The sequence below is a fragment of the Pseudomonas sp. JAI111 genome (assembly GCF_024809425.1).
GTDB lineage: Bacteria > Pseudomonadota > Gammaproteobacteria > Pseudomonadales > Pseudomonadaceae > Aquipseudomonas.
In genome coordinates this window covers 406,995-422,431 of the sequence record NZ_JANUCB010000005.1, presented here as the reverse complement: position 1 = coordinate 422,431, position 15,437 = coordinate 406,995, and the positions used below count along the sequence as shown (strand labels likewise).

Below are 15,437 nucleotides of genomic sequence, written 5' to 3'. Positions count from 1 at the left end.
CATGGCGGCGCGCTCCGTCAATTGATCGGGGGCAAACGGCCGATGCCTGGCGCAAGCGGCCAGAAGGAATATAGACCGCAAATCCACGGGCGGCCGTTTCCAGAGGGTAAAAACGACGAATCCCGCCTCGGGGGGCGGGATTCGTTTGCAGCAAGAGGTGCTCCCGAAGGTCGGGAGCCGCCGTCTTAGCTTGGGAACAGCTCGGACAGTTTCATGGCCAGCATCATGTCGCCTTCAGCGCGCAGTTTGCCGCCCATGAACGCCTGCATGCCATCGGTCGAACCGTCAACGATGCCTTCCAGGGTTTCGCCGTCCATGACCAGCGTGACCTGGGCGTCAGGGTTTTCGCCTTCTTGCAGCTCGCAGGTGCTGTTTTTGACGATCAGCGAGAAGTTCTTGGTGTCGTCGATGCGGAAACCGAATACCAGGTCCAGACCGGCAGCAGCGGCTGGGTTGAACTTGGCTTTCATTGCTTGTACGGCATCAGCTACGGAGGTCATGGTTTGATCCTTTCTTGGGTAATAAGAGCAGAGTAATTACAGCCGGTGATTACAGCCAGGGTCACAATAGTCCGGACTCAACGAAACGTAATGAGTTCCGGGGCCTTCAGCAGCTGCAAGTGCGCATGACTGTTGAAGGAAGCCAGAGCCACCTCGCGTCCCCGAAACTTCAGGAGGTTGAGCGAGGTGTTGACGATTTGCCAGTTCAGCTCAAACGCCTGCCTTGCAGGCATTTGGGTAATCAGATGGAGCAGGGCAGTGATGGTGCCGCCGGAGGTGAACACGGCGATTTTCTGGGTGGGGTCGGCGTTTTCGAGGAGGCGGTGAAGACCGGCCTGCACGCGCTCGACAAAGCCCAGCCAGCTTTCAAGGCCCGGAGTGTCATAGGTGCCGGCGAGCCAGCGTTCGATGATCAGGGCAAAGATGCGCTGGAATTCGCCACGGTTTTGCGCGGCGTTGCGCAGGATGTCCAGTGCATGCGGCTCGTCCTGCAGCATGGCCGGCAGCAACGCGCGGATAACCGCGTCGGCATCGAATTCGTTGAAAGCGCTGTCGATTTCCAGGGGCGGCACCGGCAGGCCCACGGCAGCGAACTGTTCCAGCGCGCTGTTGGCCGTGTGCTGCTGGCGGCGCAGGTCGCCCGACAGGCAGCGATCAAAGCAGACACCGAGTTCGGCGAGGTGCTGGCCCAGGACTTCTGCCTGACGGATTCCGGTCGGCGACAGGACGTCATAGTCGTCTGCACCAAAGGAGGCCTGGCCATGTCGAATCAAATAGATACTGCCCACGTCCGCGTCATCCCGGTACGTTGAAGGTTTGGCGAGGTTATGAGGATGGCGGTGAGCTGTCAATGAAAAAACATACGCTTGTTTGAAATGCCCGTTACAGGCTTGTTGCCAGAGGTTTCCCGACTGGTCGTCGACGCAGCGCATGGGTATGCTGGAGGCATCCCGCGCGTGTTTCAATCCGCGCTTTGTATTGAAGGAGTCACTGTGGAGTTTTTGTCCGAGTACGCCAGTTTTCTGGCCAAGACCGTGACACTGGTGATCGCCATTCTGGTGGTCCTGGCCAGTATCGCGGCGCTGCGCAGCAAAGGTCGGCGCAAGGCGTCCGGCCAGTTGCAAGTCAGCAAACTGAATGATTTCTACAAAGGCCTGCGCGAACGCCTGGAGCAGACCTTGCTCGACAAGGACCAGCTCAAGGCCCTGCGCAAGTCCCAGGCTAAATCCGAGAAAAAGCAAAAGAAGGCGTCCGAGACCAAACCCCGGGTGTTCGTGCTGGATTTCGATGGCGACATCAAGGCATCGGCCACTGAAAGCCTGCGTCACGAGATTACCGCGTTGCTGACACTGGCCACGCCCAGGGATGAAGTCGTGCTGCGCCTGGAAAGCGGTGGCGGCATGGTTCACAGCTACGGCCTGGCGTCCTCGCAACTGGCGCGCATTCGTGATGCCGGCGTGCCGCTGACCGTTTGTATCGACAAGGTTGCGGCCAGTGGCGGCTACATGATGGCCTGCATCGGCGAGAAGATCATCAGTGCGCCGTTCGCGATCCTCGGTTCGATCGGGGTGGTGGCTCAGTTGCCGAACGTCAACCGCTTGCTGAAAAAGCACGACATCGATTTCGAAGTCCTGACCGCCGGCGAATACAAACGCACCCTGACCGTGTTTGGCGAAAACACCGAGAAAGGCCGCGAGAAGTTTCAGGAAGACCTGGACATCACCCATCAGTTGTTCAAGAACTTCGTCTCGCGTTATCGCCCGCAACTGGCCATCGACGAGGTCGCCACCGGCGAGATCTGGCTAGGCATCGCAGCGCTGGACAAACAACTGGTCGACGAACTCAAGACCAGCGACGAATACCTCGCTGAGCGGGCGAAGAAGTCCGAGCTGTACCACTTGCATTACGCCGAACGCAAAAGCCTGCAAGAGCGCATCGGCATGGCGGCCAGTAGTTCGGTTGATCGCGTATTGCTGAGCTGGTGGAGCCGGTTGACTCAGCAACGCTTCTGGTAAGTATTCTTTAAAAAGCGAGCCCTTTCATTGCCTGGCAATGGAAGGGCTTTTTTTGTGGCGGTATATAGGTACCACCTGAAAAAAAAGCGGCTCGATAGGCTGGTGGCTCTAGTCAGTTACGAGTGATCAGCCATGTCTCTTCAGCCCACCCATCAACCCATTCCTGCCTTGACGCCAGAGCAACAGAGCCTTTTTTTTGATCTGGTTAAAAGTAATACCCCGGCCTGGCTTCTGGCTGCATCAGCCCCATTGCGAGCTGAGCTGTATGAAAGCCTCAATGCCAGCCATCGCTCACGCGGTGAGGTGGCAAGCCTCCTTAAAACCCTTCAATCCCCTGAAGATTTCTGTACCCCGTTACTGGCCAAAGCCATGTCCGACAAGCTGGGCGCGCCGCTGGAAGTGGCAGGTGTGGTCTTTCAGCACGTACGGTCAACCTCAAGCCTGCTGGGCCTTCGTCGAAAACTGGTGTTGCCGATTGACCGGGATTTACTGTCCGCTGCCTGTGAAAATTTTGAACTCAACGAAACGTTGCCGGGAAACTACAACGACACTTCGTTGCTATACATTCCTGAAAAAATCACCGGGCATGCGGCTAAAACACTGTTGATAAAGCCCCATGAGTTTGCCGGATTGTGCCGGACACTGGATTTAGGAAAGCAATACCAGACGCATCTCAAGAACCTGATTGAACCGGTATCCGAGCGTCACCCACTACGCGACAAATACATTGCACATGCCCGGAACAGTTTTGAAGTCAGCAGGCATGCGGCGTTGATGCAGAAACATATCAGTGCGCAAGTTCATCAAGCGTTGAAGGCGGTGACGAGCCGGCAACCTGTGAGGCTGGGTAATAACACGCTGGGATATCAGGCATTGAAGCTGTTTGGTATGACGCTCAATGGCGCGATGTTCATCGGCCCCGTCAAAGAGCATGACGATGACGATAACCGGTGTGTCGTGTATCTGCCGGGTGACCCGCTGCATCCGCTGAAAGAATTCGCATCGTTCACCGATTTCGAAGTGGAGTTGAGTCGGCGATTGCGACACGACGATTATCGTCGATGGTTCATGCGCTACATCAAGCTCGCCGAGCGTTCGGCTTTCCTGAAAAACCTTGATGAAAAGTTACTGTCGTCAAACACCTCGCCGCTTCCTCGTCATACGGTGTATGTGTCGTTATCCGGTGACGACATTGTAGGCGATATCTTCCAGCAGACTTTTCGTCAGTATTCGGACCAGGTCATGGCGAATGCCAGAATTCTGGTTGTACCAACGGATGATGAAGACGAAAAGTCCCGTCTCGACAGGCTTCAGACCTATACGTCCATCGGCATCAACCTGGTGCTGTTTGGCGCCTCTTTTTTGCCTGTTGTAGGCGAGGTCCTGTTGGCGGTGACCGCCGTACAACTGCTGTCGCAGGTGTATGAAGGTATTGCCAGCTGGTCGAGGGGCGAGCTGGAGGAGGCCACGGATTACCTGTTCGATACCGTCGAGAACCTGATTTTGATGGCGGCATTTGCGGCAGGTACGGCCGCTGCCGCAAGTGCGTACAAAACCATCCGGGCGTCCCTGTTTATCGAGGGGCTGAGAAAGGTCACGTGCGCTGACTCGCAAAGCCGCTTGTGGAAGCCTGATCTGTCGCCTTATCACCAGCGCCGGACGTTGCCGCAAGGGTCAGCGCCTGATACCAGAGGGCTGCATTGGGCTGACGGGCAAGCATATCTTCCGATCGACGCGGCAGTTTATGCGGTGCGGCCCAAAACCGGAACGGATCTGTGGGAGGTGCTTGCGCCACAGGGTGCCGGGGAGACCTACAACCCCGTGCTTGAAACCAACGATGTCGGGGCCTGGCGCCACGACTCGGAGCTGCTACAGGAATGGGATCGGCTGAAACTGTTTCGTCGGTTCGGTTATTCCCGTGATGACGTGCCTGATAACACGGCTGCGCAGATTATTGCCGTCTACGGGATCGAAGACGCGGTGATGCGCCAGGCTCACATTTCCCGAAGCCATCCACCGGCGTTGCTGGTCGATACGGTGCATCGGTTTCGGGCAGACGCGGCGGTCACGCGCTTTATCGAGCAGATGAAGGAACCCTCGACAGCTTCCTTGGCCGACCCAGACCTGCAATTGCATCTGCTGACAACCTCTGAAAGGTGGCCGGGCGGCGCCGCCATCAAGGTTGTCAATGCTTCGGGTGGGCGCGTCAGTTTCCATGGTGCAACGAACGCGCAGGCCGGGGAAACCCTCAGCCTCAATCAGGACACGCTGGATAAAGGGCTCTTGCATGCCTCGCTATTGTCAGCCTTGAGCAGTGGTCGGCGTGAGCACCTGTTGAACACGAAAACCACGGATGCGGCCGCTCAGGGCAAGGCCCTGACAACGATCATTGCCGAACAGGCCGAACGCGACAGGCCTGGGCTGTTTACGCGGATCTATCAACGCACCGAAGCCCCGAACAATGCCCGTGTTGCCGTATTGATGAAAAGGTTTGACGGTTTGCCTGCGGCTGTCGCCGACGAGTTGGTCAGGCATGCCGAATCGGGGGAAGGGGACGAACTCGATGATGACAAAATCCCCCTGAGGCTGGCGGAGGAGGCCAGTCGTTTTGTGCAGCAGGTGCGTGTCAGCCGGGCATACGAAGGGTTGTATCTCAGTGCCGCGGGAGGTTCCTATACCGACCGTTTGGTACTCGACACCCTTGAGCAACTGCCAGGCTGGACCGGCGATGTGCGGGTTCAGATAGGGGAGTCGTCAGGTCACCACAACACATCGACCAGCATCGGAATGGCGAACGCTCCGGAGAAAGTACAAGTCAACGTTCACGCCGATCGATACAGCGTGTTTGTCGACACCACAACCCCCTCGAGCACCTTTTCCCAGCGAACACGCGATCATTATTTTCAGGCCCTTTGGCATGGTCTCTCGGCGAGGCGCAAGACCTTGCTGGGCGTACATGCGGACGATGCCGGGGCTGCGTTGCGAGAGAAAATCACGGAGCGTGCCCTGCAGCGACGACCGGCTGTAGCGCAACTCATGGATGACCAGCCATCGCGGCCGGGCTACACCTCGCCCATGAGGTTGGCAGACAGGCCATTGGCGACACCTTCGACGGGGCACTCCAACAGCCTCGCGATCATCACCAGCCATGACGTGCTGATGCGTCGTGCGCGGGAGCTATATCCATTGCATTCTCCCAGGCAAATCCACGCCCTGCTTAACGCTACGGGGACGAACGTGATTTTGTCGCTGAAGAAGCTGGAGGCAATGAGGCTGGAGTTCATGGCAATCAGGGAAGACCTGAGTCGCTGGGTGAACCGTCAGACCTGGCATCAGGCACCCGACGGACCACGGCTGGAGGTGCCGAGACTCAGCAAGGCCAGCGCGGCTCAGGCGATCATTCGCAGCTGGCGCAAGGAACCCGAGGTCATTCAATCAGGCGAGCACCTTCTTGGCACACTCACGTTTTCCGCGCAGCCTTTGGGAGAGTTACCGGTCATTATCGGAGATTTCAGCCATATAGGCAGGCTGGTGATGGACGGCGTGGGTGCCAGCGCAGGGTTGAACCACTTTCTGAAAAATTTCGATAATCTTCGAACCCTGTCTCTGCGAGGCAACCACCTGACAAGGTTGCCGCAGGCATTGACCACCCTGTCCCGATTGGTTGATCTGGACCTGAGCAACAACCTGATTCAGCTGACCCCGGCCTCGCAGGCTCAGTTGGCCGAAATGACCGGTCTGCAATCGATGAACCTGGCTTTCAATCCGAGCCTGACTCGGGCTCCCGATGTCAGCCGGATGCAGCACCTGGAAAGGCTGAGCCTGCAGGGCGCGGGGATAAATCAATGGCCTGCGGGCGCGGTGGATCTGCCAAGGTTGCGTGAGCTTGATTTGCGTGACAATCGAATCGATACACTTCCAGATGAGGTGCTCAAGGGCAATCCATTGCCTAACAAGGGAACCAATCTTCATGGCAACCCGTTATCACCCGACACCATCAAGGGGATCTCTTCTTATCAGCAAAGAACCGGCGTCAGTCTTGGCATCATCGCCTCAGAGTATCGTCGGCTAAACGCGCGTTCTGCTACTGACGCAAATCAGGTCGCACCTTGGCTGGCCGGGCTCGACGTCGCCAAGGCTCAGACCCGGCGAGGGTTGTGGGAGTCTTTGCAGGCTTATCCGGATTCGAGGGACTTTTTCAATGTGATCGCGCGATTGTCCGACATCGCCGATTACAAACAACTGTATTCCGACTTCAGTCAGCGAATCTGGAACGTTCTGGAGGCCGCGGGCGTAGACGATCGCTTGCGACGTGCATTGTTTCGGCTGGCTCGTCTCGGGCGGGTCAGCGCCGATGGCTATTCGGCCTCATTCAGTGAGATGGAAGTGCTGGTGTTGTGCTACCGGGCCAATACCGCCGCCACCACCGGAGCTGCGTCTCTGGAACAGCAATTCATCGTGCTGCTCAGGGGCTTGTTCCGCCTGCAGGAGGTCGAGCGCTTTGCGCTGGCTGACATCAACACCCGTAGCGGTTCCCAACAAAAAAGCTACGAGCATGCATTGGAGATCAGTCTGGCCTATCGTGTCGGGCTGTCAGAGCGCCTCGGCTTGCCATCCCAACCACGGACCATGACATCGCCCTGGAATGTCGAGGTCACGCCCGCGATGCTGGGACGGGTATATCAGGCGGTCCTGATGACCGAACGCAGCAGTGCATTGCTGGAGTGGATCATCGGTCAAAGGTTTTGGGTGGAGTATCTGGAGTCGGCCCATCAAGACCAGTTCTTCGCTATCTCGGATCGGTCAGCGCAGGCGTTTGCCCAACTCGAGGGACAGTTCGAACTCACCCGCGAAGTCGCCAGCGAACGAATGAACGCCCTCGTCGACAACTTCAAGAATGAACGTCGGGATCTACTCAGGCGGCTGACTGCCGCGGCACTGGCGCGCCATCGCGCACCTGAAGTTCCGAGTACCAGTTCGAGCTCGGGAGTGTCCCGATGAACGAATATTCTCACGATGATGTCGCCGGGCCGGTTCCGTTACCAGTGCCAAAAATGCACGAAAAACTGAAAACGCTGGTGGACATCGCGCTGCCGCAAACCCCCGGCCAGTTTGGCGAGCATTTGATCAAGGAAAAATGGGGGCAGGGCATTGACCCACAGACCGCGATTCTGGTCACGCTCGATTACAGCTATAAAGGCCATCCTGCACAGGACGGTGTCGAGCAGGGGCGGGTGGCGAGCAGTCGTTCGTTGCTTCAAACGCTGCTGTCCAACTACCAGACAGTTGGCGACGGGCGCTTTGCGGAAACCGCGTTTGGTCTGTACACGCCGCCGGATGTCGGGCCAACGGTGCGGATAATCGATAACGTCGACGAATTCGCCGATCACGGCAGCGGCAACCACCACACGTATGAAGGCATTTATCGGCAAACCTCACCGCAAACGTATGGACCGCTGACGGAGATTGCCCTGAGACCCGCCGACTTCAAGAAATGGGTCTGGGAATTGGATCTGAAGGGCTTGTACAAAACGTATCTCGATCAGGCGTGGCCGTCCGATGACGTGCTCCTTGCACCCAGTCCCTACGCCTTGAGAACGTCGGTCAAAGCAGCGTTTGTCATGGCGGCCTGGTTGCAGTTGCAGGAGCAGCGGCTGACTCAAAAGGGCCTGGAACTTGCGATGCAGGTCGCTGGCCTGCCAGCCGATCAATCCTGGGAAACCTTGACTATCGAGCAGTTGCAAACACCCGCTCGCATGCCTTCAACGGTCAGGTGCGGCTTGCTGAAACTGTACCGCTACACCGCGACGGATATCTGGGCCTGGCGTGATACTTCCAGTCCTCGCGTGCTGCTGTACATCCCCGGTAATTCTTCCCCATTGCACGAATTCGCCGATGCCACGCAATTGCAGCAATGGGTGGTCGCGCAGGGCCGGTCCATCGCGACAAAAGAGGCGTTGGCCGCGCATTTCGCTGAAGACGATCGCGAGGACGGTACCTTCCACGCTGGCGTACTGACGGCGTTGGACGGCATGACGCTTTATCCTGCCAAGCACCGGCTGAACTCCAACGCCGGCTTCTTCAACGACGATGGCTACTGGGACCCTGCCGAGTACATCGGCTTTGACGATCCGCTGCTCGCCACCGATCCCTTCGCCCGATTGGTGTTGACGATGAAGCAAGCTGCAATGGCAGGCATCAAGACCATTCGCGACGATGCGCAGGTCAGCCGGGATCAGTTGAGCGCCGTGGTCGAACCAGTGGTGCAATGGATCAACCGCTTTGGCCCGCTCGCCGTGTTCTTCCCCGGAGGCGAGGGTTTGCTGGCGCTGGCGGGGCTGATTGACGCCGGTTATGGCCTGAATCAGGCGGTCAACGGCAAAACGTCCAGCCAACGCTCCGAAGGCCTGACGCGCACGGTGTTTGGCTTGCTGAACGCGTTGCCGATGATCGGTGGCGCGTCGGTACTCAAGGGTGAAGCCGCGCAAGCCGAGCACCTGGCAGAGCCCGGCCCGGAGCCCGAGGTGAATCCGCAAGCGGTGGAGGTGCGGACGGCACCGACCGTTGCGCCGATGCCCGGTCCTGCGCTCAACCGGATTGCGCTCTTGCGCGGAGTCGGTCCCTCCGTGGCTTCCTTCAGCGATGAAGTGCTGGCGCAGATTGGCACCGTCAGCGCGGTGGACGACGACATGCTGCGGCTGATACAGGCGGGCCGAGCGCCGACGCCGTTATTGGCGGACACGATCAGTCGCTTCAAGATCGATCAGGACCTCGGTCCGGCAGGGGACCTTACGCTCTTCAACCCGCATTACCAGGCGCTTCAGCACTCGGAGCATGCATGGGTTCAACTGTTTCAACGCGAATATCCGGGTTTGCCCAAAAGCGCCATCGAGCAAATGCTTGAGCGCTCTGGCATCGACCTCCAGGCCTTGCCCGACACTACCGAGGCCAGCCAGGTGCTTGCACGCCTGGACCGCAAGGCGCGGCAATACCAGCAACATGTAAGGCTCAATCGAGCCTATGAAGGTCTGTTCCTGCGCTCGATGGTTAACCCCGAGTCGGACGCACTGGCCTTGCACTCGCTCGCCCGGCAACCAGGCTGGCCCAGGCACATTCGCATCGATGTGCTGGATCAGACTGCAGTCGGTCGCGTACTGGACCGCAGCGGTCCACTCGATGCGAGCGATGTCCGGCGCCTGATCAAGGAGGAACAGGGTTACCGGCATCAGGACCGGCAAACGGATTTCTATACAGCGCTTGTGGGCCTGCTGTCAGACGACGAGCGTTTAGCGCTGCACCTCGATTCAGTTGATCCGGCAGGTCAGTTGCGGCTGAACATCGGCCGTCAGACGTTACCTCGTCCCGAGTTGATGCTCGGGCTTCAGCGAATGGATGCCGGTTTGCCTTTCGAGGCTTCGGGGCTCAGAGGCGGCGGTTTTCCGGGCACGCCGCAGGCCGAAGCGCTGACGCATCAGATGATGAGATTGCAGCTCAAAGACATCTATCCGGATTTCACCGATGCCCAGGCCGATGCATTGCTGCGGCGCGAAGGCGCAGCGGCACAGGCGCACATCGATGGACTCAAGCAACAATTGCAGCAACTCAACACAGACCTCTTCGGCTGGATTGATCAGGTGACGGACGACATCCATGACATGGGGGTTCCCCAGCTGACCGCCGGCGATCCCGAGGCGGCAGGGCTCAACGCTGTGCAGATCCAGGCCCATAACGTCCAGCTGATGCTGACAGAGATGCATTATGAGCGAGTCACCCGCCAGGAACTGGCCGAGGAGCTGGTCGCCATCTGGCAACAGCGTTGGCCCCGACAGGACATTCTCCTGGCCGGCGAACACGTGCGCGGCGACAGGCTTGATCTCGACTTCGAGGATTACCACCGCTTACCCGTATTGAACGTGCGGCTCAACACGGTTCTGGAATTATCGATGCGCGGATTCCACGTGACCGAAGAGGACAGCCTGAACGGCTTTCTTGAGAGCTTTCCCAACCTTGAAACCCTGAACCTGGAAAGTGTCGATCTGAGTCACTTCAGCGCCGACGGCGAGGCTGGACGCGCACTGCCTCATGCGATCAGCCAGATGCGTCAATTGACGACGCTGAATCTGCGTTCGACCAACCTGACGTTCAGTCAGCGCGGTGCTTCGCAGCTCACGGAGCTGACGCGCCTGCACACGCTGGACTTGAGCAACAACCCGCTGGAGGTCCCGCCCCTGCTGCTGGGGATGAACGAATTGCGCGAGCTCAATTTGAGCAATACGCAGATCACCACATGCCCGGTCGGGATCATGGAACAGCCCTACATGACGTCCCTGGACTTGCGTAATAACCGTATCACCCGTGTCCCACAGACGGTGCTCAACCAGGCCATCGCCAGGGACCGTGTCAGGCTGCAAGGCAATCCGTTGACGGATGAGGACACGCTGTTTCGCATCGTCGAGAATCGCCGGCGAACGGGCATCAACCTGTGGTTGAGCGAGGCTCACGCCGACGATGGCAATGGTATCGAGTGGTTGCGTGAAGGCGATGAGACGCTGCGGGAGACGCGGCGATTGATCTGGCAGCGGCTGGCAGCCAGGCCATTGGGGATTCGGTTCTTGCGGGTCATGGATGGCATGGCCCTGACGGCCGACTTTCGGGTCGACTACCTGACCTTGCAGGCGAGGGTGTGGCGGCTGCTCGGCGATGCCGACGCCTCAGAGGTTCTGTGGACTCGACTGGTGCAGGACGTGGAAGCGGCGCAGGTTGATGATGACAACCCTTTCACGCTGTTTACAGAGCTTGAGGCGCAGGCTGTGTTTTATCGGAACTGGGAGGCCATGGGACGACCGTTTCCGATCGGCTCATAGTAAGGGGAGCCTTGAACCCCGAAAGGGGTTCAAGGTTTGACGATCAGCGGCGACGGAACAGCGGCAGCGGTTCGTCAGTGGCGGCCTGATAAGTCACCGAGAAGTCCTTGAGACCTTCGAGGGCTTCATACGGGTCTTTATCGGCGCGAATGGCGAACGCGTCGAAGCCGCAGCGGTGCATGTAGAACAACTGGTCACGCAGCACGTCGCCAATCGCCCGCAGTTCGCCTTTGAAACCATAGCGGTCTCGCAGCAGGCGGGCGTTGGAGTAGTTGCGGCCATCGGTGAAGGCCGGGAAGTTCAGGGCGATGACCTGGAAATTCGCCACGTCTTCACCGATTTCTTCCGCTTCCTCGTCGGCATCCAGCCACACACCCAGGCCGCCATCGCGAGCCTTGAGCATACGGCCGTGTTCGCGCCACAGGCTCAGCGGGACGATCAGGTCGTCGCAGTTGCTGATCTCGTCGATGTTGAAGTCCTTGGGCAACAGGTGCCAGGTTTCGTCGACGACCTCGTTGTTCTTAATTATTCGCTGCATAGACGCGCTCCTTGAAGAGGTCGATGCCAATACGCTGATAGGTGTCGATGAAACGCTCGTCTTCGGTACGTTGTTCGATGTACACGTCGATCAGTTTCTCGATCACGTCAGGCATGGCTTCCTGGGCGAAAGACGGGCCGAGGATCTTGCCCAGGCTGGCGTCGCGACTTGCGCTGCCGCCCAGGGAGACCTGGTAGAACTCTTCGCCTTTCTTGTCCACCCCGAGGATGCCGATGTGGCCCACGTGGTGGTGACCGCAAGCGTTCATGCAACCGGAGATGTTCAGGTCCAGCTCGCCGATGTCGAACAGGTAGTCCAGGTCTTCGAAGCGGCGCTGGATCGATTCGGCAATCGGGATCGATTTGGCGTTGGCCAGCGAGCAGAAATCACCACCAGGGCAGCAGATGATGTCAGTCAGCAAGCCGATGTTCGGCGTGGCGAAACCTTGCTCGCGCAACTCGCCCCACATCGCGAACAGTTGGGACTGCTCGACGTCGGCCAGAATGATGTTCTGCTCGTGGGAGGTGCGCAGTTGACCGAAGCTGTAACGGTCGGCCAGGTCGGCTACCGCGTCGAGCTGCTTGTCGGTGATGTCGCCCGGTGCAACGCCGGTCGGCTTCAGGGACAGGGTCACCGCCACATAACCCGGCTTTTTGTGCGCCAGGGTGTTGCGAGTGCGCCAGCGCGCGAAGCCCGGGTGTTGCTTGTCGAGCTCGGCCAGTTCGGCGGTCTGGTTGTCCAGCGCCTTATAGTCCGGATCGACGAAGTGTTTGGCGACGCGATGCACTTCGGATTCGGTCAACGTGGTCTGGCCACCGCGAAGGTGTTCCATTTCCGCATCGACTTTTTGCGCGAAGACTTCAGGCGTCAGGGCCTTGACCAGAATCTTGATCCGCGCCTTGTACTTGTTGTCGCGACGGCCATAGCGGTTGTAGACACGCAGGATCGCGTCGAGGTAACTCAACAGGTCTTGCCACGGCAGGAATTCATTGATGAACGCGCCCACCACCGGCGTACGGCCAAGGCCACCACCGACCAGCACCCGGAAGCCCAGTTCGCCAGCGGCGTTGTGCACCGGCTCAAGGCCGATGTCATGGACTTCGATGGCGGCACGGTCGGAGGTCGAACCGTTGATGGCGATCTTGAACTTGCGCGGCAGGTAGGCGAATTCCGGGTGGAACGTCGTCCACTGACGAACGATCTCGCACCATGGGCGCGGATCGATCAGCTCATCGGCAGCGACACCGGCGAACTGGTCGGTGGTGACGTTGCGCAGGCAGTTGCCGCTGGTCTGGATCGCGTGCATCTGCACGGTGGCCAGTTCGGCGAGGATGTCCGGAATGTCTTCCAGCGCCGGCCAGTTGAACTGCACGTTCTGCCGGGTACTGATGTGGGCATAGCCCTTGTCGTAGTCGCGGGCAATCTTGGCCATCATTCGCACTTGGCGCGAAGTCAGTTGGCCGTAAGGCACCGCCACTCGCAACATCGGCGCGAAGCGTTGGATATAAAGCCCGTTTTGCAGGCGCAGAGGGCGGAATTCTTCTTCGCTCAGCTCGCCTGCCAGATAGCGTCGGGTCTGATCACGGAACTGCTTGACGCGGTCCTCGATGATCCGCTGATCGTACTCGTCGTATACGTACATATAAGTCCTGTTCTCAGGCTTGGGCCGGTCGGATCCAGTTGCGTTTTTCGCTTGCTGAAGTATCCGATAGTGCCTCGGCAATTCTGCGCGCACGGCCGCGCACTCCCTACGGAGCCGGGGCAAGATACCAGTTTGCAGTTATGCGCAAAAGTGATGTTTGAGTATATGTAAAGAACCAAAACGACTAACGAGAATTGTTATGGGTAAACCCGTATTTGTCGTGCGGGCAATCGTCGTCTTTACTGTGATCGAGTCTTTATGCAATCACCGATAAAACCGACAAGAGGCGATGCAATGAGCAACCCAACGAAAGCGACAAAACCCGATAGCACGGTCGATGCTTGGGCGATTCTGTTTTTGATCATTCTGGTCGTGGGCACCGCGGTATTCTGGGTCAGTCATCAATAATCGACCTCGCCCGGGCCCTGTTCCGACGATTGTCGGACAATTAGCGCAATAAACGCCGTTTTCCGGAATTTCGCTGGCTATAATGCGCGGCGCAATTTCCGGGGGCTCGGGCGATCAATGTTGAAGTTTTTCTACACCTTCCTGCTGATGATGGGCGCAGTTTACGGCCCTGTCGCGCGTGGGGAATCGGTGTTGTTCCTCAATCCCGGAACGACTGAGGAAGCTTTCTGGATCAGCTATTCGCAATTCATGCAGGCGGCCGCCAAGGATCTGGGCATTGACCTGCGGATTCTCTATGCCCAGCGCATGCCGGAGCTCACGGTGGCGCAAGCTCGCCTGGCGCTGCAAGGCCCGGATCGCCCGGACTATCTGGTTTTCGTCAACGAACAGTACGTCGCCCCGCAAATCCTGCGTCTGGCCGAAGGCAGTGGCGTGAAGCTGTTTATGGTCAACGCGTCGTTGACGGCCAATCAAATGAGCCTGCTGGGCGAGCGCGCTGATCGATTGGGCAGCCTGGTGCCGAACGACGAGGAGGGCGGTTACCTGATGTTCAAGGAGCTGATTCGCCAGCATCCGCCCGTGGCGCCCGGCCAGGTCATCGAGTTGCTGGCGTTCTCCGGCCTGAAAATCACTCCGTCATCGCAACTGCGCGAGCAAGGCATGATGCGCGCCCTGGCCGAACATCCTGAAGTGCGCTTGCGTCAACTGGTGTACGGCGGCTGGACCCGGGAACGGGCCTATGAGCAGGCGAAGTTGCTGTTGCGACGTTATCCGAAGGTGTCGCTGGTGTGGTCGGCCAATGATGAAATGGCTTTCGGCGCCATGCAGGCGTATTCGGAAACGGGCGGCGTGCCCGGCAAGGATGCATTGTTCGGCGCGATCAACACCTCGCCGGCTGCATTGCAGGCGAAGGTCGACGGGCGCCTGAGCGTTTTGCTGGGCGGGCACTTCACCTTGGGGGGCTGGGCGCTGGTGGAGTTGCACGATATGGATCAGGGCGTGGATTTGAGTCATTACGGTGGCCGAGACCGGCGAATCCCGTTGCTGCAGATTATCGACAAGGCACAGGCCCGGCGAATGCTGGACATGGGAGCATCGCCAAACTACGGCGTGGATTTCCGCCGATTGTCCGCCAAAGGAAGGCCATCGTCTTATCGATACCCGTTCAGCCTGCAAACCCTGATGCGCTAAACCCCGGCCAGGTGCAACACCAACTGCACGATGCCGTACAGCGTCAGCGCAAACACTGCCGTGAACAATATCCCCAGAATCACGAAATGACTGGGCTTGCCATGGGTAAAGTCCCGGGCCCGATTCTTTCCGCTCTGCACCCCGAACGCCGCGGCCATGACACTGTGCAGCATCTGCCAGAACGTTGGTGGCTTGTTGTCGACCGGGTCGTCCATAAATCCCTCGCCATGCCTGTGTGAGCTATAAGCATAGCCAAACAACCTGCCCATTTCCCCCCTA

General features: G+C 58.7%; 9 protein-coding genes. 4 read left to right on the top strand and 5 right to left on the bottom strand.

Translation table 11 applies throughout. From position 1 onward, the window contains the following. Nucleotides 1-185 precede the first annotated feature (185 nt). Nucleotides 186-500 (bottom strand): SCP2 sterol-binding domain-containing protein, encoded by a 315-nt coding sequence (locus HNR03_RS18680; protein WP_007976511.1) that lies wholly within the window; start codon nucleotides 498-500, stop codon nucleotides 186-188. 77 nt (nucleotides 501-577) lie between these two features. Further along, entirely contained in the window at nucleotides 578-1,288 is a 711-nt protein-coding gene (locus tag HNR03_RS18675) for a histidine phosphatase family protein (protein WP_208672329.1), read from the bottom strand. 204 nt (nucleotides 1,289-1,492) lie between these two features. Here HNR03_RS18675 and sohB point away from each other — a divergent pair, with 204 nt between their 5' ends. The 3 genes from sohB (at nucleotide 1,493) to HNR03_RS18660 (ending at nucleotide 11,379) form a co-directional block, all read left to right on the top strand. Beyond that, complete coding sequence (gene sohB, locus HNR03_RS18670; RefSeq protein ID WP_259155091.1) at nucleotides 1,493-2,515, top strand: protease SohB; 1,023 nt, start codon at nucleotides 1,493-1,495, stop codon at nucleotides 2,513-2,515. Nucleotides 2,516-2,647: 132 nt separating this feature from the next. Further along, nucleotides 2,648-7,516, top strand: a complete 4,869-nt coding sequence (locus HNR03_RS18665) for an NEL-type E3 ubiquitin ligase domain-containing protein (protein ID WP_259155090.1) — start codon at nucleotides 2,648-2,650, stop codon at nucleotides 7,514-7,516. Further along, nucleotides 7,513-11,379: a dermonecrotic toxin domain-containing protein gene (locus HNR03_RS18660; RefSeq protein ID WP_259155089.1), complete on the top strand. Its 3,867-nt coding sequence runs from the start codon at nucleotides 7,513-7,515 to the stop codon at nucleotides 11,377-11,379. Before HNR03_RS18665 ends, HNR03_RS18660 begins: the two co-directional genes overlap by 4 nt. Nucleotides 11,380-11,422: 43 nt before the next feature. On the opposite strand, the gene HNR03_RS18655 is transcribed toward HNR03_RS18660, so the two are convergent. Then, the gene (locus HNR03_RS18655; RefSeq protein WP_090183422.1) at nucleotides 11,423-11,917 is read right to left on the bottom strand and encodes a DUF934 domain-containing protein; all 495 of its coding nucleotides are present in this window, start codon (nucleotides 11,915-11,917) and stop codon (nucleotides 11,423-11,425) included. Further along, nucleotides 11,901-13,559: a nitrite/sulfite reductase gene (locus HNR03_RS18650; RefSeq protein WP_259155088.1), complete on the bottom strand. Its 1,659-nt coding sequence runs from the start codon at nucleotides 13,557-13,559 to the stop codon at nucleotides 11,901-11,903. Before HNR03_RS18650 ends, HNR03_RS18655 begins: the two co-directional genes overlap by 17 nt. A gap of 525 nt (nucleotides 13,560-14,084) precedes the next feature. On the opposite strand from HNR03_RS18650, the gene HNR03_RS18645 reads away from it, so the two are divergent. After that, nucleotides 14,085-15,158, top strand: a complete 1,074-nt coding sequence (locus tag HNR03_RS18645; RefSeq protein WP_259155087.1) for an ABC transporter substrate-binding protein — start codon at nucleotides 14,085-14,087, stop codon at nucleotides 15,156-15,158. Here HNR03_RS18645 and HNR03_RS18640 read toward each other — a convergent pair. Further along, a complete protein-coding gene (locus HNR03_RS18640; RefSeq protein ID WP_222586421.1) occupies nucleotides 15,155-15,373 on the bottom strand; it encodes a DUF2970 domain-containing protein in 219 nt (72 codons plus the stop codon). The genes HNR03_RS18645 and HNR03_RS18640 overlap by 4 nt on opposite strands. Nucleotides 15,374-15,437 lie beyond the last annotated feature (64 nt).